This window comes from Rhodococcus sp. YH1 (assembly GCF_009939605.1).
GTDB classification, from domain to species: Bacteria; Actinomycetota; Actinomycetes; order Mycobacteriales; family Mycobacteriaceae; genus Rhodococcus; species Rhodococcus aetherivorans.
Genome location: NZ_WVTE01000285.1, coordinates 1 through 25,103 on the forward strand (window position 1 = coordinate 1; position 25,103 = coordinate 25,103).

A 25,103-nucleotide genomic window follows, 5' to 3' on the forward strand; every position below is an offset into this window, starting at 1 on the left:
CAGACGGAAGAATGCGGCAGCCAGCAACAACCACCCCCCGAAAAGAGAGGCGGTCGCACCAAAAATATTTTGGCACTGACATTCATCGGCACACTGTTGAGTTCTCAAAGAACACGCACACACCATCGCTCCGCGCCTTCGCGCCTTGCTCCGGGGCAACCGTTCTAGCCTAACACTCTGAACTCGCGGACGCAAACACTGTCTGCGATCTTCGTGTTGGCTGCTCGACCGATCAGGGCGCAACCGCTTTCCGTACCTCTCGGTCCGGGTCGGCGTCCGTGTCGCTCGAACGACGACAAAGTTACGCCACCGCTAACGGGCCGTCAAATCCGCAGGTCAGCGGCCCGTCGGCGGTGGCGGCAGTGCGCTCAGCCGCGTTCGACTCGCACGCCGGCAAAGTTGCGCTTGCCTCGCCGCAGGACAAGCCAGCGGTCGTGCAGCAGATCCGCGCTCGACGGGGTCCATTCCTCGGATGAGATCCGTTGGTTGTTCACGGAGGCACCCCCCTCCTTGATCGTGCGTCGGGCAGCGCCCTTGCTCTCGCACAGGCCGGTCGCGACGAGCAGGTCCACGATCGTGCCGGGCTGCCCGTCGTGCACTTCCGCGACGGAGGCCTCTGCCAGCGCGGCCGAGAGGGTCGCTTCGTCCAGGTCCGCCAACTCTCCACGACCGAACAGCGCCCGGCTCGCAAGTTCGACCGCCCGGGTGTTGGCCTCGCCGTGAACGAGGGTCGTCATTTCGGCCGCAAGGCGGCGCTGCGCCTCGCGCGCCTGCGGCCGCTCGGCCGTCGCCGTCTCGAGTTCGGCGAGTTCGTCCTGATCCAGGAACGTGAACCACCGCAGGTACTTCACGACGTCGGCGTCGGCGGCGTTGACGAAGTACTGGTACCAGGCGTACGGCGTGGTCATCTCCGGGTCGAGCCAGAGGCTTCCGCCGCCGGTGGATTTCCCGAACTTCTTGCCGTCGGCCGAGGTGACGAGCGGGACGGTGAGCGCGTGCACGGCGGCACCGTCGGTCCGTCGGTTGAGCTCGACGCCCGCGATGATGTTGCCCCACTGGTCCGACCCCCCCACCTGCAGCGTGCACCCGTGCTCGCGACGCAACTGCACGTAGTCGTTGGCCTGCAGCAGCATGTAGCTGAACTCGGTGTACGAGATGCCGTCACCCTCGAGCCGGCGCTTCACCGTGTCGCGAGCGAGCATGACGTTGACGGAGAAGTGCTTGCCGATATCGCGGAGGAAGTCGACGACGCTGAGCGAGGAGGTCCAGTCGGCGTTGTTCACGACGATCGCGCTGGTCGGCGACTCGTCGAAGTCCACGAACCGCTCGAGCTGACCGCGGATGCGTTCGGCCCATTCGGCGACCGTGTCCGCCGAGTTCATGGTCCGCTCCCCTACCTCCCGCGGATCTCCGATCATGCCGGTAGCGCCGCCCGCCAGCACGATGGGCCGGTGGCCCGCTCGCTGGAAACGCTTCAGGGCCAGCAACGGCACGAGGTGACCGGCATGCAGACTCGGCCCGGTGGGATCGAATCCGGCATAGAGCGTGACCGGGCCCGCGGCGAGATCGCGGCGGAGTGTGTCGAGGTCGGTCGATTGGGCGATCAGTCCACGCCAGGTCAGTTCGTCGAGGATGTGCTCAGTCACCGCTCGATCATCCCATCCGACGGGGAGCGGCCGGCGCGCGCGGGCTGCGCCGGTACGCCGACACCCCCACGGCGCCGGGGATCCACAGCCGCCACGGTCGTTCGGCCGCGACACTGATGCCCACGCGTGGGCCCGACGCGACCCGGTCGACGTCACCCAGAGTGAGTTTCGCGGTTGCGCCATCGTCGAGCACATCGATCCCGTTGTCCGCCAGCGTCAATCCCAAGGCGGCCGCGAGGTTGCCGGGTCCGCGGGCAAGGTTCGGTGCGGGAGTCCCGGCCGTTCGCCGGGAACGGACGATCTCCTCCCCCGCGACTACTTCGGCACCTCGCAGCAGTACCGCCGCGGCCACTCCGTCGGGCCCCACGGAGATGTTCGCGCAGTGGTGCAGCCCATAGCTGCGGTAGATGTAGAGATGGCCGGCAGGGCCGAACATCACCGCATTCCGCGGCGTACGTCCCCGGTAGGAGTGCGCCGCCGGATCGGGCCAGGGACCGTCCTCGGGCCCGCCGTAGGCCTCGACCTCCGTGATCCGCAGGACCACCTCGCCCGCGCACAGCGTGGCGCCGAGGATCGTGTGCGCCGCAGTCAGCGGGTCGACCCCGGTGAGCCGCTCGAACGCCACGCTCAGTCCGCCACCCGGTCCTCGGTCCAGCCGGCCACGCCGCGCGCGACGAAGTCCTCGTGTTCGGCCTCGGTCACCGCTCGGGCCTCGTCGACGAGGAGGACGGGGATGCCGTTCTCGATCGGATACGCGCGGCGCAACCGCGGGTTGTAGAGAACCGAATCGTCCACGAGGAGCAGCGGCCCCTTGTCCTGCGGGCAGGCCAGGATGCTCAGCAGCGTGGGATCGACAGCCACGGTGGTCCTCTCGACGGTGGTGCGGGACTCGGACGGCCCCAGGCTACCGTGCGCCCGGTGCCGGACCTGTGCCGACGCCGGTGAATCTCGCCGCGACCGCTTTGGTGAACCGCTTGTAGGTTCCGGTCGCCGGGTCGGCGAACCACGACCGCACGGTCGGCTTCGGCAGGCCCCGCGCCGGCAGGTCACCGGACATCGGCCGATACGTGGGCCCGAGTGCGATGTGCGGCACGACATGGACCAGGTCGGGCCGTTCCGGAGCGGGAACCGCATCGAGTGCCGCCGTGATCTCGGCGGCGCTCGGCGCGCGGTTCTCGCGCAGGGTGCACGCGGCCACGGCGACTTCGGTGTCTCCGGTGCGCACGCCGTATACGACGCAGAGATCGACCCGCGGGATACCGCCGAGGGCATCCACCACCGGCTGGCCGTACACCGGTCCGTGCGGGGTGCGGATGACACTGTGCTTGCTGTCGAGCAGCCAGTAGTCACCGTCCTGGTCTCGTCGGAAGAGGTTCTCGGTGGGCACCCACACGTCGCCGAGTTCGAACACTCCCCGCATGACGCCGGGCAGCGCTTCCGTCGACGCGCTGGGCCGGCCGAGCAGGAGGCCGACCTCGCCGGCGGCGCTCTCGCGGACGAAGCCCCGCGCGTCCTCCACCAGACGACCGGTGGTCGGGTCCCACGCCGCCAGGCGTGCCTCGGCGCTGCCGGGCAGCGGCCGTCCCTTGCATCCGATCTTGGCACCCGAGACGTTGGCCAGGACGATCTCGCCGTCGGTGGAGGCATAGAACTCGAGCACCTGGGCGGGAGCGAAGCGTTCGAGGGTCCGCCGCCACAGGCCGGGCGTCATGCCCGAGCCGATGAAGAGGCGGACGGGGTGGATCTCGTCGATGTGCAGTGCCGGGCTGTCGAGGACGTCCCGCATCATCGCCCAGGTGTAGGTGACGACGGTGACGCCGTAGCGGTGCACTTCCTCGCTGAAGCGGGCGGGGTCCAGGCCGTGGGACAGGGCTATGCGGCAGCCGCCGGCGAGCGCGCCACCGAAGCTGACCAGGAGACCGGACGAATGATGAAGCGGGGCAAGGCAATACACCGTGTCACCACGCCCCAGTGCGGCGGCAGTGGCGGTGCCGAAGGCCGAGAGCGCCCATCGGTGGTTGGAGATCTGACGCATCTCCAGGGTGTCGCCGCTCCCGGTGAACAGGAGGAAGGCGAGTTCGCGCGCGACGCCGGGGTCGGGCGCATACCAGCCGGGGAGTTCGACCGTGGTGATGTCGAGGTGTTCGAGATCGACGACATCGGCGCCGGCCGGGATGTCCAGTTCGCGGATGCTGCCACCACCGAGGACCAGGGCCGGGATGCCGGTGGCGATCGCCTGCTGGAGGTTCTCGGGATCGGTGATGATCTTCTGGACGGCGCCCAACCGGATGGCCTCGTCGAGGTCGGGGCCGGGCGGGAGCAGGACCGACACCGCGCCGATGCGGGAGACGGCCGTGACCGCGGCCATCGCACTGGGACGGGTGTCCATGAGGACACCGATGTGGGCGGCGGGGCGGACACCGGAGTGCACCAGCCCGCGCACCACGTTGTCGATCCGCCGATTGACGTCGGCGAAGGTGTAGACGCGGTCCTCGTAGATGAAGCACTCGCGGTGCGGCCCCTTGCGGCACTGCTCCGTCAGGACGCCGGCGAGCGAGATGCGGGTTCGTGGCTGAATCTGCCCGAGCCGGGCCAGGCGCGGAAGGGCCCGGGCCGCCTCCCCCGACAGCTCCCGGGCCCCGCGCACCGTTTCGGAGGCCAGGTCGGCGATGCCCTTGCCGACCTCCACACCGACCTCGGCGATGGTGGCGACGGTGTGGGTGAGGCGGGCCGCGACGGACACCCCGGTCTCCCCTTCTGCGTGGAGCTCGGGGATCGCCATCCGGCCGACGCCGACCGGCCGGTCGCCGTGCCCTTCCCGCCACTGCACCCATTCGCCGACGGCGGGCCAGGTCTGCCGCGCCGCGGTGCCGCCCACGACGAGCCCGAAATGGCCTGCGCGCAAGGAGTATTCGAATACCTGAGCCCGGGGGGCGGCCTTGCGTATGCCGCGCACCGCGAGGGGCTGCCCGATGTCGTCCACCTCGCCGACGAACGCGAGGATGGGGCAAGTGATCTCGGCCAGGCTCACGGCCCGGTCGTTGATGACGAAGCCGCCGCTGACCATGCGGTTGTGCACGATGAACTGGCGAAGCAACTCGGCCACTGCAGGACCGGACCAGGCCACCCACCCCTCCGTGTCGAGGAAGCGGCGCTGAGGTTCGCGCGGCAGGAGGGCTTCCCGGTCGTGCAGCTGCATGAGGAACTCGATGCGCGAACGCACGGTCTTGACGGGGTCGAGGAACTGGAAGCCGGTCTTGGCCATCCACCCGGTGATGGCGAGCCGGTTGAAGACGTGGTCGGCGAGGAAGTCGGCGGCCCGGACGGCGACGCCCTCGGGAATCCCGAACGGCAGGGCGGCCAGGGTGTCCACGGGGCTGCCGAAGGTGATCAGGCTGGCGACGTGCCGACTGCGGCGGTAGGCCGCGGCCTGATAGCAGAACATGCCGCCCTGCGAGTACCCGGCCAGGTGGATGTCCCGGCCGGTGTATTCGTGCACGTGATCGATGATCTCGTCGAGGGCGATGATGTGGTCGGTGAGGGTGCGGTCCCACCCGCCTTCTTCCCGGTCCGGGGAGCCGAAGTCGACCACCCAGGGGTCGAGACCCATCGAGTGCAGGATGCCGACGGCTCCGGTATCGCGGGTGACGTCGTAGACGTCCGCCGACATCATCATCGGGGGGACCAGCACCACCGGAGCAGCATTCTCGGCGGCGTCGGATTCCGGGTAGTAGTGCCGCAGCCTGTACATGCCGGTCCGCTCGACGATCTGGAACGGCGACGGTGTCGCCCCCGTTTCCAGACCGCCGTGACGGACCACCTCGAGGCCGTTCTGCGCGGTCGCCACCACGCGCCGCAGGGGCCCCATCACCGATCCACCGCCCAGTGCCACGAACCTCTTCCCATCCGCCGAGTTCTGCGTGTGTCCACCCTGTCAGGAATGACAGCCTGCCACATTACGTCGAGGCGATGGCCCTGTTCACCGAGCGGGCCGGTCAGCTGCGCACCCAGCCCCGCAGCGCGCGAGCGGCGGCACGAACTCCGTCGAGCTGTTCACCTACCCGGACGCCCGCGGTGCCGCCGCGGGCGTTGCGGGAAGCGATGGAGCCCTCCACGGTGAGCACCTCGCGGACCTGCGGCGTCAGCGCGGGGTCGACCGCCGTCAGCTCGTCGTCGGTGAGTTCCTCGAGGCCGACGCCGCGCGCCTCCGCCGCGCGCACGCACGCCCCGGCCGCCTCATGTGCGACGCGGAACGGGACACCCTGGCGCACCATCCACTCGGCGATGTCGGTGGCGAGGGTGAATCCGGCGGGTGCCAACTGGGCCATACGATCGGTGTGGAAGGTCAGGGTGGACACGAGACCGGTGATCGCCGGCAGCAGCAGCTCGAGCTGCAGGACCGAGTCGAACACCGGCTCCTTGTCCTCCTGCAGGTCCCGGTTGTACGCCAGCGGTTGGGCCTTGAGGGTGGCGAGCAGGCCGGTGAGGTTGCCGATGAGGCGACCTGCCTTGCCCCGGGTCAGTTCCGAGACGTCCGGGTTCTTCTTCTGCGGCATGATCGACGATCCGGTGGACCACTCGTCGGCGAGGGTGATGTAGCCGAACTCCGGGGTGCTCCAGAGGATGACCTCCTCCGCCATGCGGGAGAGGTCGACCGCGATCATGGCGAACACGAACGCGGCCTCGGCGGCGAAGTCGCGCGCGGAGGTGGCGTCGATCGAGTTCTCGGCGGCGGAGTCGAAGTTCAGTTCTGCCGCGATCGCGTCGGGGTCGAGGCCGAGGGAGGAGCCGGCGAGCGCTCCCGAGCCGTACGGGGACACCGCCGCACGCGCGTCGAAGTCCCGCAGCCGCTGCACGTCGCGCAGCAGCGGGTGGGCGTGCGCGAGCAGGTGGTGCGCAAGCAGTACCGGCTGTGCTGCCTGCAGGTGGGTCTTGCCCGGCATCACCGCGGCGGGATGCGCGGCGGCCTGGTCGGCGAGGGCGTCGACGACGGCGAGGACACCGTCGGCGATACGTCGCGCCGCGTCGCGCAGCCACATCCGGAACAGGGTGGCGACCTGATCGTTGCGGGAGCGGCCGGCTCGCAGCCGGCCGCCGACGTCGGGACCGACCCGCTCGATGAGCCCACGTTCGAGGGCGCCGTGGACGTCCTCGTCGGACTCGGCCGGGGCGAACGCGCCGGAGGCGACGTCGGCGCCGAGCCGGTCGAGACCGTCGAGCATGGTGGCGAGGTCGGCCTCGCTGAGTAGGCCGGCCTTGTGCAGCACGCGCGCGTGCGCCTTGGAGGCCCGGACGTCGTAGGGGGCGAGCGCCCAGTCGAAGTGGGTGGACTTGCTCAGTGCCGCCATGGCGGCGGCCGGTCCGGATGCGAACCGGCCGCCCCACAGGGCGCCCTCGTTGGTGCCGTGACTCTGGATGCCTTCGGCATCGTGACTCTGGATGCCTTCGGCATCGTGACTCTGGATGCCTTCGGCAGCGTGATTCCGGATGCCTTCGGCGTCGTGGGCGGTCATGACTACAGGCCCAGGTCCCGCTTGGCGGCGACCTTGGAGGACAGGCCGTGGATCTGGACGAAGCCCTTGGCATTGGACTGGTCGAAGCTGTCGCCCTCGTCGTAGGTAGCGAGGTTGAAGTCGTACAGCGATTCGGCGCTGCGGCGGCCGTTGACGGCGATGTGGCCGCCGTGCAGGACGAGCCGGATGTCGCCGGAGACGTGCTCCTGGGTGTTCTGGACGAACGCGTCGAGCGCGTACTTCAGCGGCGAGTACCAGAGACCGTCGTAGACCAGCTCGCTCCAGCGCTCCTCCACGCGGCGCTTGTACCGGCCGAGCTCGCGTTCGAGGGTGACGTGCTCGAGCTCCTGGTGGGCGTGGATGAGGGTGAGAGCGCCGGGGGCCTCGTAGATCTCGCGGCTCTTGATGCCGACGAGGCGGTCCTCGACCATGTCGAGGCGGCCGACGCCTTGGGCGCCGGCGCGGCGGTTCAGTTCCTGGATGGCCTCGAGCACGGTGACCGGCCGGCCGTCGATCGCGGTAGGCACGCCCTTTTCGAAGGTGATGATCAGCTCGTCGGGGGCCTGCCAGTTGAGGCTGGGGTCCTCGGTGTAGTCGTAGACGTCCTTGGTGGGGGCGTTCCACAGGTCCTCGAGGAAGCCGGTCTCGACGGCACGGCCCCACACGTTCTGGTCGATCGAGAACGGGGACTTCTTGGTGACGTTGATCGGCAGGTTGTGCTCGCCGGCGAAGGCGATGGCCTTCTCGCGGGTCCAGGCGTAGTCGCGGACGGGGGCGATGACCTCGAGGTCGGGGGCGAGGGCGCCGAAGCCGACCTCGAAGCGGACCTGGTCGTTGCCCTTGCCGGTGCAACCGTGCGAGACGACCGTGCCGCCGTGATCGCGGGCAGCCTTGACGATGTGCTTGACGATCAGGGGGCGGCTGATCGCGGAGACCAGCGGGTAGCGGTCCATGTAGAGGGCGTTGGCCTGGACGGTCGGCAGGCAGTACTCCTCCGCGAACTCGTCCTTGGCGTCGACGACGACGGATTCGACCGCGCCGCAGTCGAGGGCGCGCTGGCGCACGACCTCCATGTCCTCGCCGCCTTGGCCGAGATCGATGGCGACGGCGACGACCTCCTTGCCGGTCTCCTTGCCGATCCAGCTGATGGCGACGGAGGTGTCCAGCCCGCCCGAGTAGGCGAGTACGACGCGATCGGCCATTGTGTTTGTGCTCCTTCTTGATTGAACTTGCGTCTATCGGTGCTCGGTGCGCGATCGGATCAGGCCAGGGATTCGATCTTCGCGGCGAGGTCGGCTCCGGTGAGGGGCTCGCGCGCGATCACCGCGATGGTGTCGTCGCCGGCGATGGTGCCGACCACTTCGGGTAATGATGCCCGATCGAGTGCGCTGGCCAGATAGTGCGCTGCTCCGGGTGGGGTGCGGAGCACGGCGATGTTGCCGCTCGAGTCGGTGGAGACCAGCAGTTCGCCGAGCAGGCGGGAGAGCCGGTCGGTGCCTCCGGACACGCCGCGGACGGGGCTCCCGTCCTCGGGGACGACGTACACGCCGGGCCCGCCGTCGGCCCCGCGGAGCTTGACCGCTCCGAGCTCCTCGAGGTCGCGGGAGAGGGTGGCGTTGGACACCTCGATGCCTTCGGCGGCCAGCAGCGCGGCGAGTTCCGGCTGGCTGCGGATCGCGTGGGTGGCGACGAGCGCGGTGATCCGGGCCTGCCGGGCCGCGCGGGTCGGGGCCGCGGCGGCGCCGGCCGGTCCGGCGCCGCTCGACGGTTCGGCCACGCTGCTCACGATTACCGTTCGCGCTGCTCGAGCAGCCACACGAGCAGCGCCTTCTGTGCGTGGAGGCGGTTCTCGGCCTCGTCCCACACCACCGACTGCGGTCCGTCCAGGACCTCGTCGGTGACCTCGTCGCCGCGGTGGGCGGGCAGGCAGTGCAGCACGACGGCGTTCGGGTCGGCGAGCGCGAGCAGCTCGGCGTTGACCTGGTACGGGCGGAAGGGACCGACGCGGTCGAGTCCGTCGTTCTCCTGGCCCATGGAGGTCCAGGTGTCGGTGACGAGGGCGTCGGCGCCGGCGACGGCGGCGCGCGGGTCCTCGGTGAGGGTGATCCGCGCGCCGGTTTCGGCGGCGCGGGCGCGGGCCGCGTCCACGACGGCGGGGTTCGGGACGAAACCGGCGGGGGCGGCGATCGTGACGTCGATGCCGGCGGTGACACCGCCGAGCAGCAGCGAGTGCGCCATGTTGTTGGCACCGTCGCCGAGGTAGGTCAGCTTCAGCCCGTGCAGCTCACCCTTGTGCTCGCGGAGGGTGAGCAGGTCCGCGAGGACCTGGCAGGGGTGGTACTCGTCGGAGAGGGCGTTGACGAGGGGCACGGTGGCGCCTTCGGCCATCGCCTGGAGCCGGTCCTGGCCGAAGGTGCGCCAGACGACGGCGTCGACGTAGCGGGACAGGACGCGGCCGGTGTCCTGCAGGGTTTCCTCGCGTCCGAGCTGGGTGGTGCGGCCGTCGACGACGACGGCGTGGCCGCCGAGCTGGGCGATACCCATCTCGAAGGAGAAGCGGGTGCGGGTCGAGTTCTTCTCGAAGATGACTCCGACGCCGCGCGGGCCCTCGAGGGGACGGGCCGAGAACGGGGCCTTCTTCAGGGCCGCGGCGAGGTCGAGGACCTCGCTCTGCTGCGCGGGCGTGAGGTCGTCGTCCTTGAGGAAGTGCTTCACCATGGGTCTAGTTTCCTTCCTGCTGGGCGGCGTCGAGCACGCAGGGCAGCGTCGCGACGAACCCGTCGGCCTGTTCCTGGGTGAGGATCAGCGGCGGCGCGAGGCGGATGACGTCGGGGGCGGCGGCGTTGACGAGATAGCCGGCGTCCCGGGCGGCCGCTTCGACGGCGGGTGCCTTGGTGTCGGTGAGGACGATGCCGAGCAGCAGGCCGGCGCCTCGGACGTGGTCGACGAGGGGGTGCCCGAGCGCTTCGATGCCGGTGGCGATGGATTTGCCGACGGCGTCGACGTGGGCGAGCAGGTGCTGTTCGTCGATGGTGCGCAGGACGGCGAGCGCGGCGGCGGCGCACACCGGGTTGCCGCCGAAGGTGGTGCCGTGCTTGCCGGGCTGGAAGAAGTCGGCGGCCGGTCCGGTGGCGACGACGGCGCCGATGGGCAGGCCACCGCCGAGCCCCTTGGCGAGGGTCATCACGTCGGGCACGATGCCGACGGCCTGGTGGGCGAAGAACGTGCCGGTGCGGGCGATGCCGGTCTGCACCTCGTCGAGGACGAGCAGCGCCCCGCGTTCGGCGGTGATGCGGCGGGCGTGGGCCAGGTAGCCCTCGGGGGGCACGACGACGCCGGACTCCCCCATGATCGGTTCGAGGAACACGGCGGCGGTGTTCTCGTCGACGGCGGCGTCGAGGGCGTCCGCGTCGCCGTAGGGGACGAATTCGACGCCGGGGGGCATGGGTTCGAACGGGGCGCGCTTGTCGGGCTGGCCCGTGAGTGCCAGGGCGCCCATGGTGCGGCCGTGGAAGGCCTTCTCGGCGGCGATGATCTTGGGGCGTCCGGTGAGCCGGGCGAGCTTGAACGCAGCCTCGTTGGCTTCGGTGCCGGAGTTGCAGAAGAACGCCCGGCCGGGGTGCCCGAAGTGCGCGAGGAGACGCTCGGCGAGTTCGACGACGGGTCCGCTGGCGTAGAGGTTGGACACGTGGCCGAGCGTGTCGAGTTGCGCGGTGACGGCCTCGCGGATGGCGGGATGGCGGTGACCGAGGGCGTTGACGGCGATGCCGCCGAGCAGGTCGAGGTACTGCTTGCCGTCGGCGTCGGTGACGACGGCACCGTCGCCGGCGACGAGGGCGACCTTGGGGACGCCGTAGTTGTTCATCAGCGACCCGGCCCAGCGCTGCTGGAGTTCGGAGGTGCCGGTCATGAGGTGCCTTCCTGGATGGGTGCGGTCGTCCGGGGGTGGGTGGGAGTGACCATCGTGCCGATGCCTTCCTCGGTGAGGAGTTCGAGCAGCACCGAGTGCGGCTGGCGTCCGTCGATGACGTGGGCGGTGGGCACGCCGCCGCGGACGGCCCGCAGGCAGGCCTCCATCTTCGGGACCATGCCGGCGTCGAGGGACGGCAGCAGATCGGCCAGGGCGTCGGCGTCGATGCTGGTGGCGAGGGAACTGCGGTCGGGCCAATCGGTGTAGAGGCCCTCGACGTCGGTGAGGACCACGAGCTTCTCCGCGCCGAGGGCCTCGGCGAGGGCGGCGGCGGCGGTGTCGGCGTTGATGTTGTGGACCACGCCGTCGGCATCGGGGGCAATGGTGGAGACGACGGGGATGCGGCCGGCCGCGATGAGGTCGTGGACGGCGGCGGGGTCCACGGTAGTGACGTCGCCGACGAGACCGATGTCGGTGTCCTCGCCGTCGACGACGACCGTGCGGCGGGTGGCTGTGAAGAGGTGGGCGTCCTCGCCGGAGATGCCGACGGCGTACGGGCCGTGGGCGTTGATCAGGCCGACGAGTTCGCGGCCGACCTGGCCGAACAGCACCATGCGGACGACGTCCATCACCTCGGGGGTGGTGACGCGGAAACCACCGCGGAACTCCCCTGCCATGCCCAGTCGCTTCAGCATGGCGTTGATCTGCGGTCCGCCGCCGTGGACGACGACGGGATGGACGCCGACGGTGCGCAGGAACGCCATGTCGGCGGCGAAGGCGCGCTTGAGGTCGTCGTCGATCATGGCGTTGCCGCCGTACTTGACCACGACGATCTTGCCGCGGAACTTCTGCAGCCACGGCAGGGCCTCGGCGAGGACGTACGCCTTCTGGTGGGCGGTGAGCTGCGCGATGGGATCGGTGGCCATATCGGTTCCGGTCATGACGAGTAGGCCGAGTTCTCTTCGACGTAGCCGTGGGAGAGGTCGGTGGTGCGGATGGTCACCTCGGCGTCGCCGACGCCGAGGTCGATGTCGAGGGCGATGTCGGGGCCGGAGAGGTCGACCTCGCGGGCGCCGGGGGCGCCGACACCGTCGATGCACACCGGGGAGCCGTTGAACGTGACGGAGATGCGGTTCGGGTCGAGGTCGATCGGGGCGATGCCGATCGCGGCGAGGACGCGACCCCAGTTGGGGTCGGAACCGAACAGGGCGGTCTTGACGAGGTTGTCGCGCGCGACGGTGCGCGCGCCGACGAGGGCGTCCTGTTCGCTTGCGGCGCCGCGGACGGTGACGGTGACCCGCTTGGTGACGCCCTCGGCGTCGGCCATCATCTGCCCGGCGAGGTCGTCGCACACCGCGAGGACGGCGGCGTCGAGCTGTTCCTGGGTGGGGGCGATGCCGCTGGCACCGGACGCGAGCAGCAGCACGGTGTCGTTGGTGGAGGTGGACCCGTCGACGTCGAGGCGGTCGAATGTCAGCCGGGTGGCGGCGCGCAGGGCGCGGTCGAGCTGCTCGGCGGTGGCGACGGCGTCGGTGGTGACGACGCACAGCATGGTGGCCAGAGCGGGGGCGAGCATGCCGGCGCCCTTGGCCATGCCGCCGACGTTCCACTTGTCGGCGTGGTGCAGGGCCGCCTGCTTGGGCACCGTGTCGGTGGTCATGATGGCGTAGGCGGCGTCGGTGCCGCCGGAGATGCCGCCGGCGAGTTCGTGGACGATCTCCTCCACCCCGGCGAGGACCTTGCCCATGGGCAGCCGGTCGCCGATGAGCCCGGTAGAGCACACGGCGATCTCGCCCGCACCGGTCTCGGTGCCCCAGTTGCTGAGGGTTTCGGCGACCTTCTCCGCGGTGGCGTGGGTGTCCTGGAACCCGCCGGGGCCGGTGCAGGCGTTGGCGCCGCCGCTGTTCAGGATCACCGCGCGCAGGGCGCCGGAGGTGAGGACCTGCTGCGACCACAGCACGGGTGCGGCCTTGATCTTGTTGGTGGTGAACACGCCGGCGGCGGTCAGCTCCGGACCCTCGTTGAAGACCAGCGCGAGGTCCGGGTTGCCGGAGGCCTTGATGCCGGCGGGGATGCCCGCGGCGCGGAACCCGGCGGGCGACGTGACGCCCTGGGTGCGGATCAGGCGTCCGCCGGCGATGTCGACGGCGTCGGCGTAGACGTGCTCGTCGGTGGAGTGTCTGTCGATGCTCACGGGGCGACTCCCACGGTGGACAGGCCGGCGGTCTCGGGCAGGCCGAGTGCCAGGTTCATGGACTGCACCGCCGCGCCGGCGGTGCCTTTGGTCAGGTTGTCGAGCGCGGCGATGGCGACGAGGACGCCGGCGTCGGGGTCGACGGTGACGGCGAGCTGCACGGCGTTGGAGCCGAGCACCGCACCGGTGGTGGGCAGCACCCCTTCGGGCAGCACCTGGACGAACGGCTCGTCGGCGTAGGCCTTCTCGTACACGGCCCGGGCCTCGTCGGCGGTGGCCGTGGTGGGGGCTGTGCAGGTCGCGAGGATGCCGCGGGGCATCGGCGCCAGCACGGGGGTGAAGGAGACGGTCACGGCGGCGTCGGTCAGGGCGGCGAGGTTCTGCTTGATCTCCGGCGTGTGCCGGTGCGCTCCGCCGACGCCGTAGGCCCGCACCGAGCCCATCACCTCGGAGCCGAGGAGGTCGACCCTGGGGGACTTGCCGGCGCCGGAGGTGCCGGACACGGCGACGACCTGGACCCTCGGCTCGACGATGCCGGCCGCGACGGCGGGGGCCAGGGCGAGGGTGGCCGACGTGGGATAGCACCCGGGGACCGCGATGCGGGTGGCGCCGATCAGGTGCTCACGCTTGCCGGGCAGCTCGGGCATGCCGTAGGGCCAGGTTCCTGCGTGGTCGCCGCCGTACCAGCGTTCCCAGTCGGCCGACTCGGACAGACGGAAGTCGGCGCCGCAGTCGATGACGACGGTGGTGTCGGGCAGTTGCTCGGCGATGACGGCGGAGTGGCCGTGGGGCAGGCCGAGGAACACGACGTCGTGGCCGGCCAGGGTGTCGAGATCGGTGGCGCCGAGGATGCGGTCGGCCAGCGGAAGCAGGTGGGGATGGAACTCGCGGAGCGTCGCGCCGGCGTTGCCGCCGGCGGTGAGCGCGCCGACGACGAGCCGGCCGTCCTGATAGGCGGGATGACCGAGAAGCAGGCGCAGGATTTCGCCGCCCGCGTACCCGCTGGCCCCCGCGACGGCGACCCGAATCGGTGACTGTGCGGTCGCCGTGAATTCCGGTGAGTTACCCATACGATTGATTATGCATCATCATGCAACTTCATTCATACGGGTGGGTCGGACCGGACCGGCTCACCCCTCGGCCAGCGAACGGCGGATCTCGGTCAGCTTGTCGGCGGCGGCCCGTCGGCGCTCGTCGAACTGTTCCTCGAGCGTGCGCCCCGCCGCGCTCTCGCGGGCGAGTTCCTCCGCACCGATCGCCGTGCCTGCGCGGCGTTCGATCTTCTCACGCACCGAGTCGAACGTGGGCACTCCGGCCGAGGTGTAACCGGCGGCCGCCCCCTCGGCGGGTGTCACGTCCGGCCCGACCGGGGACGGCGGGACATCCGGCACCGACGGCGAGCCCGGTTCCGCCGGTGTCACGTCCGGGACCGACGGAGAACCGGGCTCGGCCGGGGGGACGTCGGGCACGGGCGTGTCCGGAGCGTCGGGGTCGGGGGACGACGGATCCGTGGTCATGCTCCCAGGCTACGTCCGCAGGCCCGGGTCAGTGCCGCAGTTCGGCACCGACGGCGGCGGACGCCGACGCGACGGCGGCGGCGCGGGCGGCGCTGGCCTCGTCCTCCGTGAGCGTGCGGTCTGCCGCCCGGAACCGCAGCGCGAAGGCGAGCGACTTGCGGCCCTCCCCGACCTGCGCCCCCTCGAACACGTCGAACAGGCGAATGTCCTCGAGCAGCTCGCCGCCACCCGCGCGCAGCGCTTCCTCGACGTCGGCGGCCGGGACCTCCTTGGCCACGACGACGGCGACGTCCTGCAGGACGGCGGGGAACGGGGAGACCTTGGGCGCCGGCAGCGACTCCATGATCGGCAGCGCGTCGAGGTCCAGTTCGAACGCGCACGTGCGGGCGGGCAGGCCGCCGCGCTCGAGCACCGCCGGGTGCAGCTCGCCGGCATGGCCGACGACGACACCGTCGACGAGCAGCTCGGCGCAGCGGCCCGGATGCCAGGGCAGGTACTGCGCCGCGCGGCGCTGCAGCCGCACACCGGCGGCGGCCGCGACGGTCTCCGCCGCGGCGAACGCGTCGGTCGCGTCCGCGGGCCGGCCCGGGCCCCACGGCCCGGCGGGCTCCCGCAGGCCGCACAGCACCGCCCCGACATGGACGGGCTGCGCGGGCAGCGATCCTTCGAGCAGCGCGATCTGCTCGTCGGTGGGACGCCGGTCCACCGGCAGCGGCGGCACGGGCCGGGTGCCGGGTCCGGGCAGGACGACCTGCGCGATCGCATAGAGCGACAGGTCGCGCTGGCCACGGGAGACGTTGCGGGCGAGCACCTCGAGCAGGCCGGGCAGCAGCGTCGTCGCCAGCTCGGGGCGGTCGGCCTCGAGCGGGTTGAGAACCTTGGTGGTGGTGCGGCGCGGATCGTCGGAGTCGAGACCCCACGTGTCGAACACGTGCGCCGGCAGGAAGACGGGGGCGAGGACCTCGACGTGGCCGTCGGCGGCCAGGGCGCGGCCCACGGCGCGGCGGCGCTTCTGGCTCGGGGTCAGTCCGCGTCCGGCGGGGGCGGCGGGGAGCACGGACGGGATCTGCTCGAGTCCCTCGAGCCGCAGCACCTCCTCCACCAGGTCGGCCGGCTGGCGCAGGTCGGGTCGCCACGTGGGCGGCGTGACCACCAGCTGGCCGTGCCCGTCCGGGCCGACGCCGACCTCGACGCCACATCCGATCTGGGTGAGCCGGCGGGCGGCGGTGCCGGTCGGGTAGGCGACCCCGGCCATGCGGTCGGGCAGGTCGATATCCATGCGGATCGAGACCGGCTCGACGGGGACCGAGATGTCGGTCAGGACCGGCTCGACGCGGCCACCGGCGATCTCCACGAGCAGCGACGCGGCCCGGTCCAGCGCCGGCAGCGCCACTTCGGGGTCGACGTTGCGCTCGAACCGCTTGCCCGCCTCGCTGACCAGCTTGTGGCGCCGCGCGCTCCGGAACACGGCCAGCGGATCCCAGGTGGCGGCCTCGAGGAGGACGTCGGTGGTGGTGCCGCTCACCTCGGTGGCGACGCCGCCCATGATCCCGGCCAGGGAGATCACGCCGGAGTCGTCGGTGATGACGACGTCCTCGGGGTCGAGGTCGCGTTCGATGCCGTCGAGGGTGGTCAGCTTCTCCCCCGCCTTCGCGCGCCGCACGACGAGCTCACCCTGGAGGGTGGCGGCGTCGAAGGCGTGCAGCGGCTGGCCGAGTTCGAGCAGCACGTAGTTGGTCACGTCGACGGCCGGGGAGATCGGGCGGATGCCGGACAGCAGCAGCCGCCGCTGCAGCCACCACGGGGACACGGCCTTGGGGTCGATGCCGGTGACCTTGCGGGCGGCGAAGCGGGTGGCGTCGGTCTCCGGCTCGAGCCGGATCGGGTAGGCCTGGCCGCCGTCGGCCGGATTGGGCACGACGTGCGCGGGGTCGGCGAACTCGAGGTCGAAGCCGCACGCGAGTTCGCGGGTCAGGCCCCGCAGCGAGAAGCAGTAGCCGCGATCGGGGGTGATGTTCAGCTCGATGACGGTGTCGCCGAGGCCGAGCAGGTCGTTGGCGTCGGTACCCGGTTCGGCGGTGCCATCCTCGAGGACGAGGATGCCGGAGTGGTCCTTGCCGATGCCGAGCTCGGCGACGGAGCAGATCATCCCGTCGGAGACCCTGCCGTAGGTCTTGCGGGAGGCGATGGCGAAGCCGCCGGGCAGCACCGCGCCGGGCAGCGCGACGACCACGAGGTCGCCCTCGGTGAAGTTGCGGGCGCCGCACACGATGCCGCGCGGGGCGTCTTCGCCCACCTCGACCTGGCAGAAGCGGATGGGCTTTTTGAACTCGGTGAGCTCGGTGATCTCGAGGACGCGGCCGACGACGAGGGGGCCGTCGAGGCGCGCGAGGGTGTCGACCTCCTCCACCTCGAGTCCGACCCGGACGAATCCCGCATCGAGTTCCTCCGCGGTGACGTTCCACTCGGGGGTGGCCCGCTGCAGGATCTCGGTCAGCCAGGACTGCGCTACTCGCACTTGTGCTCAGCTCTTTCGGTCGGTTCGGTGGTCGGGTCTCGGGTCGGGCGGCGTCAGCCCTGCACGCCGAAGGGCATGGTGAATCGGACGTCGCCCTCGACGATGTCGCGCATGTCGGAGATGCCGTTGCGGAACTGCAGGGTGCGCTCAAGGCCCATCCCGAACGCGAAGCCGGTGTACTCGTCGGGGTCGATGCCGCTCGCGCGCAGCACGTTGGGGTTGACCATGCCGCAGCCGCCCCATTCGACCCAGCCGGCACCGCCCTTCTTGTTCGGGAACCACACGTCCACCTCGGCGGACGGCTCGGTGAACGGGAAGTAGTTCGGGCGCATCCGGGTTCGGGTCTCGGGTCCGAACAGGGCACGGGCGAACGCGTCCAGGGTGCCGCGCAGGTGGGCCATGGTCAGACCCTTGTCCACGGCCAGGCCCTCGATCTGCGAGAACACCGGGGTGTGGGTGGCGTCGAGCTCGTCGGTGCGGAAGGTGCGGCCGGGGCACACCACGTAGATCGGGATGTCGCGGTGCAGCATGGTGCGCACCTGCACCGGCGAGGTGTGGGTGCGCAGCACCTGCCGTGAGCCCTCCGGCGCGATGTGGAAGGTGTCCTGCATCGTGCGGGCGGGGTGGTCCGGCAGGAAGTTCAGCGCGTCGAAGTTGAAGTGCTCGGTTTCGACCTCGGGGCCCTCGGCCACCTCCCAGCCCATGCCGACGAACACGTCGGCGATCTGGTCGGAGATGATCGTGATCGGGTGCCGCGCGCCGGCGGGCCGGCGGTTGGCGGGCAGGGTGACGTCGATGGCCTCGGCGACGAGGACCGCGGCGTCGCGCTCGGCGAGGAGCTCGGTGCGGCGTTCGTCGAAGGCTGCGGTGACCGCGCCGCGGGCCGCGTTGACCCGCTTGCCGGCGTCGGCGCGCTGGTTGCCGGGCAGGCCGCCCAGGGCGCGCTTGGCGAGGGAGACGGGGGCCTTGTCGCCGAGGTGGTCGATCTTGGCCTGCGCGAGCGCGTCGAGGTCGGGGGCGGCGGCGAACGCGGCCAGCGCGGCCTGCGTGGACGCGGCGAGCGACTCCTCGCTCAGGGCGCTCGGATCGACTGCCGGCGGGGTGCCGCCCTCATTCTTGGCCACGACCGGTGCAACTCCTTCTTCGGGCGAACGGTGGGTGTGGTGCCACGTTCGGCGTCGAACGGATCGCGCCAGCGCAGCACCCAAATCCTAGGCGATGGCCGGGCCGCGCTAGGGCACGGCCCTGTCGGCGCGATGCTGCACGCGGGCGCTTGCGTACAGGCAGATCGACGCGGCGGTGGCAAGGTTCAACGATTCGGCGCGGCCGCGGATGGGGATGCGCACCCGGTGGTCGGCCCGCGCCGCGACCGCCGGGTCGAGGCCGTGGGCCTCGTTGCCGAACAGCCACGCCGTGGGGGCGGCGAGCAGCTCGTCGGCCTCGTCGAGATCGACCTCGCCGTCGGCGGCGGTGGCGAGCACCTGGAGTCCGGCGGCGGCGAGCGCGTCGAGGACGGTGCCGGTGTCGCGTTCACGGGCGAGCGGGAGGTGGAACACGCTGCCCGCGGAGGCGCGGACGCACTTGCCGTTGTGCGGGTCGACGCTGTCGCCGGCGAGGACCACCGCGTCGGCGCCGACCGCGTCGGCCACGCGGATGACGGTGCCGGCGTTGCCGGGCTCGGCGATCTCGACGGGCACGGCGAGCAGCCGCGGCGGCGGGGTCAGGGCCCGGGCGAGCGGCACGTCGAGCAGATCGCACACGGCGACGATGCCGGGCGGGGTGACGGTGTCCGACAGCCGGGCGGCCGCGCGCTCGGTGACGGTGGAGACCCGCACGTGTCGGCGCCGGGCGGCGCCGAGCAGATCGGGGTAGCGGGCGGCGGCGGCCTCGGTGACGAACACCTCGTGCACGACGGCGGTCGTGAGGGCCTCGCCGACGGAGTTCTCGCCCTCGGCGAGGAAACGGCCGGCCTTGCGGCGGTCGGAGGTGCGCAGGAGTTTGACAGCAGAAACGACCCGTGGGGTGCGCTCGGTGAGCGGGTCCACGGGTCGTTCCTGTGCTGGTCGGTCGTTCAGCGTCGTCTCGGCGTTCGCGCTGCGCTCAGGCGGCGTCGGCCGGCGCGTTGACGTCGGCGGGCAGCGCGGCCTTGGCCACGGCGACCAGGCCGGCGAACGCCTCGGCGTCGGAGACGGCGAGCTCGGCGAGGATCTTGCGGTCCACCTCGACACCCGCGGCCTTCAGGCCCTGGATGAAGCGGTTGTAGGTGATGTCGTTGGCGCGGGCAGCGGCGTTGATGCGGCTGATCCACAGCTTGCGGAAGTCACCCTTGCGCGCGCGACGGTCGCGGTAGGCGTAGGTCAGCGAGTGGAGCTGCTGTTCCTTGGCCTTGCGGTACAGACGCGAGCGCTGCCCGCGGTAGCCCTTGGAAGCCTCGAGGATCGAACGGCGCTTCTTCTGGGCGTTGACGGCCCTCTTCACGCGTGCCACTGATATGTCCTGTCAATCTCGGGGGGCAGTCGATCGCCCCCGGGGGTCGGTCGGGGAAAGAAGCTCAGATGCCGAGCATGCGCTTGACGCGCGGGGCGTCGACGTCGGAGACGGCGGCCTTGCCGTCGAGGCGACGCGTCACCCGGGAGGACTTGTGCTCGAGCAGGTGGCGGCGGCCGGCCTTCTGGCGCAGGATCTTTCCGCTGCCGGACACCTTGAATCGCTTCGCGGTGCCGCTGTGGGTCTTCGACTTGGGCATGGAGTCCTCAGTTCGTCGGGGATTTACTCGTGTTCGTCCGGCTTGCGCGCAGCGGCCGGCCGGGCGGTGAGCCCGGTCGACCGGCGGAGCTACGCGGTGCCGTCGCCTGCCGCGGGCTTGTCCGCGGCAGGAGCCGGCCTGGCGACGGAGGCCTGGGCGGTCTCCTGCGCCTTGGCGCGGGTCTTGGCGCCCTTGTGCGGGGCCAGGACCATGGTCATGTTCCGACCGTCCTGCTTGGGGGCGGTCTCGATGAAGCCGAGATCGGCGACGTCGGCGCCGAGGCGCTGCAGCAGCCGGAACCCGAGCTCGGGGCGGGACTGCTCGCGGCCGCGGAACATGATCGTCACCTTGACCTTCGACCCCGCCTCGAGGAAGCGCACCACGTTGCGCTTCTTCGTCTCGTAGTCGTGGTCGTCGATCTTCGGCCGGAGCTTCTGCTCCTTGATCACGGTCAGCTGCTGGTTCTTGCGCGACTCGCGCGCCTTCTGGGCAGCCTCGTACTTGAACTTGCCGTAGTCCATGATCTTGCAGACCGGCGGACGGGCGTCAGGGGCCACCTCGACCAGATCGAGATCGGCTTCGAATGCCAGGCGGAGTGCATCTTCAACACGCACGATTCCGACCTGTTCCCCACCCGGTCCGACGAGTCGGACCTCGGGAACTCGGATGCGTTCGTTGATGCGGGTCTCAGCGCTGATGGGGCCTCCTAGGTAGAGCGGTGCGGTCCGGGTGACCGCGCCGCAGCACATGGGGCCGACTTCCGACGAAAAACCCCGCCGACGGTGCTTGCGCACCGGGCGGGGTCCGAATACCGACCGGCCCGACGGACCCCACGACGCGAAGGCCGTGCGCTCTCGCCCCCCGATCACTCGGGGTGCACGCTCCCCGGATACCCCGGTGGGCGGCGGACCGGACCACTGAGCGAAGGTCATGACCAGGTCATGTGCCGCGCAGAGGTGGGAGTCGGACTCCACTTTGCTGCCCACGCGCAGAGCACGCGGACGGTCGTGACTCACAGCCTAGCAAACTTCGGGCCGTCGATCGAATCGCCGGCCGCGGCCCGACCCGCCCCAGCGGCAGCGAGGCGCGGGTGGGATCGTGGACCCATGACCGACACCCCCGATCCGACCGTGGCCGGTGACGTCCGGCACCTGGGCGAGATCCCGGCCGTCGAGGTGATCAGCCGCGCCGCCGTGATGCTCATGAGTTCCGCCGCCGAGAAGCTCGGCCTGGCCGACGAGGATCCCGAGGCCGGCACCCACCGCGACCTGGACGAGGCGCGCCGGGTGATCACCGCCCTCGCCGGGCTGGTCACCGCGTCCGTGGAGTACCTCGGCCCGCACGCCGGGCCGCTGCGCGAGGGGCTGCAGGCGCTGCAGCGGGCCTTCCGGGAGGCGTCGGCCTACCCGGACGAGCCGGGCAAGGGCCCGGGCGAGAAGTACACCGGCCCGGTCTTCTGACCCGGCCTCGGCCACCCCGGTCTCAGCGCAGCGGCACGCCCGGCTCCTCCCAGGCCCGCAGGCGCCGCAGCAGCGAGTCCTTCTTGCGTTGGTGGTCGGCCATCCGGCCCAGCACGTCGTCGAGGAAGCGCACCGCGTGGTCGACGTACGGGCCCTTGTTGAGCATCACGCACTCGGCCCGGCCCGACGCCGCGGCGTCGGTGATCTCCGCGCGCGACGGCCGGCCGGTCCGGGCGAGGGTGTCGAGGACCTGCGTCGCCCAGATCACCGGGACGTGCGCCGCCTCGCACACCCACAGGATCTCCTCCTGCACCTCGGCCAGCCGGCCGTAACCGGCCTCGACGGCGAGGTCGCCGCGCGCGATCATCACGCCGACCCGTGGCGAGTGCAGGGCCGCGAACAGGATGGACGGCAGGTTCTCGAACCCCGCCACCGTCTCCACCTTGAGGATCACCCCGAGCCGCGCGCCGCCGAGTTCGGCGAGCCGGTCCTGCAGGCGCGCGACGTCGGCGGCACTGCGCACGAAGGACAGGCTGACCGCGTCCGCGTGCGCGACCACGAACGGCAACCGGTCCAGGTCCTCGTCGGTGAGCGCCGGCAGCCGCAGCTCGGTGTCGGGCAGGTTGATGCCCTTGGCCGTCCCCAGCCGGGAGCCGCGCAGATCCGCGTCGGTGATGCGGATCCGCAGCCGCCCCGGAGCGGCCTCCTCGACGATCCCCCCGATCCGGCCGTCGTCGAAGAAGATCCGGTGCCCGATCCGGGTGTCCTCGAACACCCGGGGCAGGGTGCAGCCGATGCGGGGCGGGTGGGCGTCGGGGTCGGCGGGCGTGAGGTCCGGATCCAGGATCAGCTCGTCGCCGACGTGCAGGGTGAGCCGCCGTTCGCGCGGCGGGAGGGCCGCGACGGCGGTGGCGTCGCCGTGCGCGGTCAGCCGGGTGCCGGGCACGAGGTAGGCGGTGTCGGTCAGCTCGGTGCGCACGTCACCGGCGGCGGTGCCGGTGACGACCAGCATGCGCTTGGAGCCGCGGGTGTCGCGGAAGGCGATGCGGTCGCCGGGTCGGCGCCGGGCCAGCCACAACTCGTCGGTGACGGGGACGACGACCTCGCCCGCGGCGGCCGCAGAGCCCGGGCGGGTGAGCCGCACCTGGACGGGTGCGACGGTGCGGCCGAGCGCGTCCCGTTCGGGTTTGGCGTGCACGACCGCGGGACCGGGCGCGACGGGGCCCGTGCGCAGCTTCGGGCCGGCGAGGTCCATGGTGACGGCGACGTGCCGGCCGTGGGCCCGTTCGGCGCGGCGCACGTGGTCGATCATGGCGGCCCACGCGTCCGGGCCGTCGTGCGCGCAGTTGATCCGGACGAGTTCGGCGCCGGCGCCGACGATCCGGTCGACGAGTTCGGCGTCGGTGGCCGCCTCGCTCGGCAGCGTCACCATGATGCGGGTCCGGCGGCCGCCGTGGACGGGACCGAGCAGTGCGGTGGCGTGGCGTTCGAGCAGGCGCTCGCCGGTGACGAAATCGACCGGACAGGGCCGGGCATCGATCTCGGGCAGGTCGGCGAGGCTGCCCACGGCCCGGCGCACCGCGTCGACGGAGGCCAGCACGTGGGCCTCGGCGCGCCCCAGGGACGAGAGCCCCCACGCGGCGAGGTCGGACTGCAGGTCGCGGATGTCCCGGCGCCGCAGGGCGACGTAGTGCGCCAGGTTCTCCGCGCCGGGCCGGTGAGCGGGGTGGGCCTGGGCCCAGCGCTCGTCGGCGTCCGCGGCGGCGACGAGCCCGTCCCGCAGCTCGTCGAGCGCGGCGGCGAGGGCCGCGAGGTCGCCGTGCGCACCGGTCATGCGCCCACCGTAGGGGCGCGGAGTTTCGCGAGGTTTGCGCCCGGTTGAACAATGTCGTTCCGGCAACGACCGTGTCGGTGACCCGCACCGTCGCCTGCATCCCCGAGGATGGGTGTCGTGGGCGCACACGTGATCCTCGTTCCCGGATTCTGGCTCGGCGCATGGGCATGGGAGGCCGTCGCCGAGGACCTGCGGGCGCGGGGGCACAGGGTCGACGCCCTGACTCTGCCCGGGCTCGGGTCCGTCCGGACCGACCGCTCCGGCATCACCCTCGACGACCACGTCGGTGCCGTCGTGGAGGCGGTGGCGGGCGGTGCGATCGTCGTCGCGCACAGCGGCGCCGGCCCGGTCGCGTACGCGGCGTCGGACCGGGTCCCGACGGACGTGGCCCGCCTGGTGTACGTCGACTCCGGTCCGCTGCCGGATGCCGCTGCACTGCGACCGGATCTCGATGCCGCCGTGGCGGAGATCCCGCTACCGCCGTGGGCGGAGCTCGAAGCCGACGGCAACAGCCTGCACGGGCTCGACGACGCTGCGCTGCAGCGGTTCCGGGAGCGGGCGGTGCCGCATCCGGCCGGTCCGGCGCGGACTCCGCTCGCCCTGCACGACGACGCCCGCCTGAGGGTGCCGACCACCGTAGTGTGCAGCAGCTTCCCGTCCGGGGCGATCCCGCGGATGGCGCAGTCGGGGCATCCGGTGGCGTCCGAGCTCGGCCGGTTGACCGACGTGGAGTACGTCGACCTGCCGACCGGTCACTGGCCGATGTGGTCCCGTCCCGCCGATCTCGCGGCGGCGATCGATACGGCGACGATCGATACGGCGGGGCGCCGCTGACGCGGTCGCTCGCTACCGGCCCGCGGCGAACAGGTCCTCAACGAACGCTGTGACGTCGTCCAGGGACGCCCGCATCGTCTCCAGGTGGCCGACGGGATACGACCGGAACACGAACCGCTCCCCGGCCGCGGTCAGGTCGGCGACGAGCTTGAACGTGAACGGCGCCGGGGTGACGGTGTCCGTCAGGCCCTGGCCGAGGAACAGTGGACGGTCGTAGCCGCGGGTGGGGATCTCGAGCATGTCGCAGGCGGCCCGGACCAGGGCCGGATCGTCGGTGCGTCGCGCCAGCAGGTCGCCGATCGACAGATCCCCGACCTCGGCCGCCGCCTCCTGGTAGCACAGGTCCTCGAGCCGGGCGAGGACCTCGCGGCCCCGCGGGCTGAGGAAGCGGTCGACGTCGACGTCGGGGCGGGTCGCGCGCATCCCGGCCAGCAGGTAGGCGATGAACACGGTGGTGCCGGTCAGCGGCAGCGGCGGAAGGCGCGGGTCACCGAACGGCACGAGGTGCTCGATGTTCGACGGCACGCCCAGCGCGACGGCGCCGCGGTAGTCGAGCTCGGGTGCGTACCGGGTCGCGAGGGAGGCCGCGACCATCGCGGCTTGACCGCCCTGCGACTGGCCGAGTGCGACCCAGCGGGACCCGAGGGAGGGTTCCACCGCCCGCGCGGCGCGCACCATGTCGATCAGGGCGTGGGCCTCCGACGGCCCGTCGAGGTAGGCGTGGAGGCCGGGGCTGCCGAGACCGGGGTAGTCGGTGGCGACGACCGCGTATCCCTGGGCGAGCCAGTGCGCCAGGTATCCGTTGTCGATGCGGCCGTCGAACCGGATCCCCGGGTCAGCGGCGTGCCGTCGACCAAGGGCACCCTGTAGTGGACGTCGTCCTGACGTACGGCCTGTTCATGCTCGCCGGCCTCGCCGCGGGTGGCACCTG

General features: G+C 71.5%; 22 protein-coding genes and 1 pseudogene. 2 read left to right on the forward strand and 21 right to left on the reverse strand.

The window, feature by feature from the left end:
* Positions 1–368: 368 nt before the first annotated feature.
* The 19 genes from tyrS to infC all read right to left on the reverse strand — a co-directional run bounded on the left by tyrS (position 369) and on the right by infC (position 20,793).
* A complete protein-coding gene (tyrS, locus tag AIIKEEIJ_RS29830) occupies positions 369–1,646 on the reverse strand; it encodes a tyrosine--tRNA ligase (protein ID WP_029543887.1) in 1,278 nt (425 codons plus the stop codon).
* Between the two features lie 7 nt (positions 1,647–1,653).
* On the reverse strand, positions 1,654–2,271 hold the full coding sequence (locus AIIKEEIJ_RS29835) for a DNA-3-methyladenine glycosylase (RefSeq protein WP_006936476.1): 618 nt from the start codon (positions 2,269–2,271) through the stop codon (positions 1,654–1,656).
* A 2-nt stretch (positions 2,272–2,273) separates the two neighbouring features.
* Positions 2,274–2,507 carry a Trm112 family protein gene (locus tag AIIKEEIJ_RS29840; RefSeq protein ID WP_006936479.1) on the reverse strand — a complete coding sequence of 78 codons (234 nt, stop codon included), beginning with the start codon at positions 2,505–2,507 and terminating at the stop codon, positions 2,274–2,276.
* 43 nt (positions 2,508–2,550) lie between these two features.
* Positions 2,551–5,514, reverse strand: coding sequence for an AMP-binding protein (locus tag AIIKEEIJ_RS29845; protein ID WP_006936480.1), 2,964 nt, complete (start codon positions 5,512–5,514; stop codon positions 2,551–2,553).
* Between the two features lie 127 nt (positions 5,515–5,641).
* Complete coding sequence (gene argH / locus AIIKEEIJ_RS29850) at positions 5,642–7,063, reverse strand: argininosuccinate lyase (protein ID WP_161997195.1); 1,422 nt, start codon at positions 7,061–7,063, stop codon at positions 5,642–5,644.
* A gap of 98 nt (positions 7,064–7,161) precedes the next feature.
* On the reverse strand, positions 7,162–8,361 hold the full coding sequence (locus AIIKEEIJ_RS29855) for an argininosuccinate synthase (protein ID WP_006936483.1): 1,200 nt from the start codon (positions 8,359–8,361) through the stop codon (positions 7,162–7,164).
* 59 nt (positions 8,362–8,420) lie between these two features.
* Positions 8,421–8,936, reverse strand: a complete 516-nt coding sequence (locus AIIKEEIJ_RS29860) for an arginine repressor (RefSeq protein WP_006936485.1) — start codon at positions 8,934–8,936, stop codon at positions 8,421–8,423.
* An 11-nt stretch (positions 8,937–8,947) separates the two neighbouring features.
* Positions 8,948–9,877, reverse strand: coding sequence for an ornithine carbamoyltransferase (argF, locus tag AIIKEEIJ_RS29865; protein WP_006936487.1), 930 nt, complete (start codon positions 9,875–9,877; stop codon positions 8,948–8,950).
* Between the two features lie 4 nt (positions 9,878–9,881).
* Positions 9,882–11,069 (reverse strand): acetylornithine transaminase, encoded by a 1,188-nt coding sequence (locus tag AIIKEEIJ_RS29870; RefSeq protein WP_006936489.1) that lies wholly within the window; start codon positions 11,067–11,069, stop codon positions 9,882–9,884.
* Entirely contained in the window at positions 11,066–12,010 is a 945-nt protein-coding gene (gene argB / locus AIIKEEIJ_RS29875; RefSeq protein ID WP_161997191.1) for an acetylglutamate kinase, read from the reverse strand. Before argB ends, AIIKEEIJ_RS29870 begins: the two co-directional genes overlap by 4 nt.
* Positions 12,007–13,263: a bifunctional glutamate N-acetyltransferase/amino-acid acetyltransferase ArgJ gene (gene argJ / locus AIIKEEIJ_RS29880; RefSeq protein ID WP_006936493.1), complete on the reverse strand. Its 1,257-nt coding sequence runs from the start codon at positions 13,261–13,263 to the stop codon at positions 12,007–12,009. Before argJ ends, argB begins: the two co-directional genes overlap by 4 nt.
* Entirely contained in the window at positions 13,260–14,333 is a 1,074-nt protein-coding gene (gene argC / locus AIIKEEIJ_RS29885; protein ID WP_043799637.1) for an N-acetyl-gamma-glutamyl-phosphate reductase, read from the reverse strand. The genes argJ and argC overlap by 4 nt, the downstream gene beginning before the upstream one ends.
* Before the next feature lie 60 nt (positions 14,334–14,393).
* Complete coding sequence (locus AIIKEEIJ_RS29890; protein WP_043799634.1) at positions 14,394–14,780, reverse strand: hypothetical protein; 387 nt, start codon at positions 14,778–14,780, stop codon at positions 14,394–14,396.
* 28 nt (positions 14,781–14,808) lie between these two features.
* On the reverse strand, positions 14,809–17,298 hold the full coding sequence (gene pheT, locus AIIKEEIJ_RS29895; protein WP_161997192.1) for a phenylalanine--tRNA ligase subunit beta: 2,490 nt from the start codon (positions 17,296–17,298) through the stop codon (positions 14,809–14,811).
* A 53-nt stretch (positions 17,299–17,351) separates the two neighbouring features.
* On the reverse strand, positions 17,352–18,422 hold the full coding sequence (gene pheS / locus AIIKEEIJ_RS29900) for a phenylalanine--tRNA ligase subunit alpha (protein ID WP_006936501.1): 1,071 nt from the start codon (positions 18,420–18,422) through the stop codon (positions 17,352–17,354).
* A 108-nt stretch (positions 18,423–18,530) separates the two neighbouring features.
* Complete coding sequence (locus AIIKEEIJ_RS29905) at positions 18,531–19,343, reverse strand: TrmH family RNA methyltransferase (RefSeq protein ID WP_043799626.1); 813 nt, start codon at positions 19,341–19,343, stop codon at positions 18,531–18,533.
* Between the two features lie 55 nt (positions 19,344–19,398).
* Positions 19,399–19,785: a 50S ribosomal protein L20 gene (gene rplT, locus AIIKEEIJ_RS29910; protein ID WP_003937964.1), complete on the reverse strand. Its 387-nt coding sequence runs from the start codon at positions 19,783–19,785 to the stop codon at positions 19,399–19,401.
* A gap of 64 nt (positions 19,786–19,849) precedes the next feature.
* Complete coding sequence (rpmI, locus tag AIIKEEIJ_RS29915; protein WP_006936506.1) at positions 19,850–20,044, reverse strand: 50S ribosomal protein L35; 195 nt, start codon at positions 20,042–20,044, stop codon at positions 19,850–19,852.
* A gap of 89 nt (positions 20,045–20,133) precedes the next feature.
* Positions 20,134–20,793 (reverse strand): translation initiation factor IF-3, encoded by a 660-nt coding sequence (gene infC, locus AIIKEEIJ_RS29920; protein ID WP_029543898.1) that lies wholly within the window; start codon positions 20,791–20,793, stop codon positions 20,134–20,136.
* A 357-nt stretch (positions 20,794–21,150) separates the two neighbouring features.
* On the opposite strand from infC, the gene AIIKEEIJ_RS29925 reads away from it, so the two are divergent.
* Entirely contained in the window at positions 21,151–21,504 is a 354-nt protein-coding gene (locus tag AIIKEEIJ_RS29925) for a DUF1844 domain-containing protein (RefSeq protein ID WP_006936509.1), read from the forward strand.
* 22 nt (positions 21,505–21,526) lie between these two features.
* On the opposite strand, the gene AIIKEEIJ_RS29930 is transcribed toward AIIKEEIJ_RS29925, so the two are convergent.
* On the reverse strand, positions 21,527–23,338 hold the full coding sequence (locus AIIKEEIJ_RS29930; protein WP_161997193.1) for a pyruvate kinase: 1,812 nt from the start codon (positions 23,336–23,338) through the stop codon (positions 21,527–21,529).
* Between the two features lie 117 nt (positions 23,339–23,455).
* Here AIIKEEIJ_RS29930 and AIIKEEIJ_RS29935 point away from each other — a divergent pair, with 117 nt between their 5' ends.
* A complete protein-coding gene (locus AIIKEEIJ_RS29935; RefSeq protein ID WP_161997194.1) occupies positions 23,456–24,172 on the forward strand; it encodes an alpha/beta fold hydrolase in 717 nt (238 codons plus the stop codon).
* Between the two features lie 12 nt (positions 24,173–24,184).
* Here the strand turns inward: AIIKEEIJ_RS29935 and AIIKEEIJ_RS29940 are convergent.
* Positions 24,185–24,991 (reverse strand): annotated as a pseudogene (locus AIIKEEIJ_RS29940) (lipase family protein); the annotation flags it as partial.
* Between the last annotated feature and the right edge of the window lie 112 nt (positions 24,992–25,103).

What these genes read in the sequence shown, in the direction of transcription:
- AIIKEEIJ_RS29845 (WP_006936480.1), bottom strand. Translation starts at nt 5,514, where the DNA reads ATGGGGCCCCTGCGGCGCGTGGTGGCGACCGCGCAGAACGGCCTCGAG.
- AIIKEEIJ_RS29855 (WP_006936483.1), bottom strand. Translation starts at nt 8,361, where the DNA reads ATGGCCGATCGCGTCGTACTCGCCTACTCGGGCGGGCTGGACACCTCC.
- argF (WP_006936487.1), bottom strand. Translation starts at nt 9,877, where the DNA reads ATGGTGAAGCACTTCCTCAAGGACGACGACCTCACGCCCGCGCAGCAG.
- AIIKEEIJ_RS29870 (WP_006936489.1), bottom strand. Translation starts at nt 11,069, where the DNA reads ATGACCGGCACCTCCGAACTCCAGCAGCGCTGGGCCGGGTCGCTGATG.
- argB (WP_161997191.1), bottom strand. Translation starts at nt 12,010, where the DNA reads ATGACCGGAACCGATATGGCCACCGATCCCATCGCGCAGCTCACCGCC.
- argC (WP_043799637.1), bottom strand. Translation starts at nt 14,333, where the DNA reads ATGGGTAACTCACCGGAATTCACGGCGACCGCACAGTCACCGATTCGG.
- AIIKEEIJ_RS29890 (WP_043799634.1), bottom strand. Translation starts at nt 14,780, where the DNA reads ATGACCACGGATCCGTCGTCCCCCGACCCCGACGCTCCGGACACGCCC.
- rpmI (WP_006936506.1), bottom strand. Translation starts at nt 20,044, where the DNA reads ATGCCCAAGTCGAAGACCCACAGCGGCACCGCGAAGCGATTCAAGGTG.
- infC (WP_029543898.1), bottom strand. Translation starts at nt 20,793, where the DNA reads ATGTGCTGCGGCGCGGTCACCCGGACCGCACCGCTCTACCTAGGAGGC.
- AIIKEEIJ_RS29925 (WP_006936509.1), top strand. Translation starts at nt 21,151, where the DNA reads ATGACCGACACCCCCGATCCGACCGTGGCCGGTGACGTCCGGCACCTG.
- AIIKEEIJ_RS29930 (WP_161997193.1), bottom strand. Translation starts at nt 23,338, where the DNA reads ATGACCGGTGCGCACGGCGACCTCGCGGCCCTCGCCGCCGCGCTCGAC.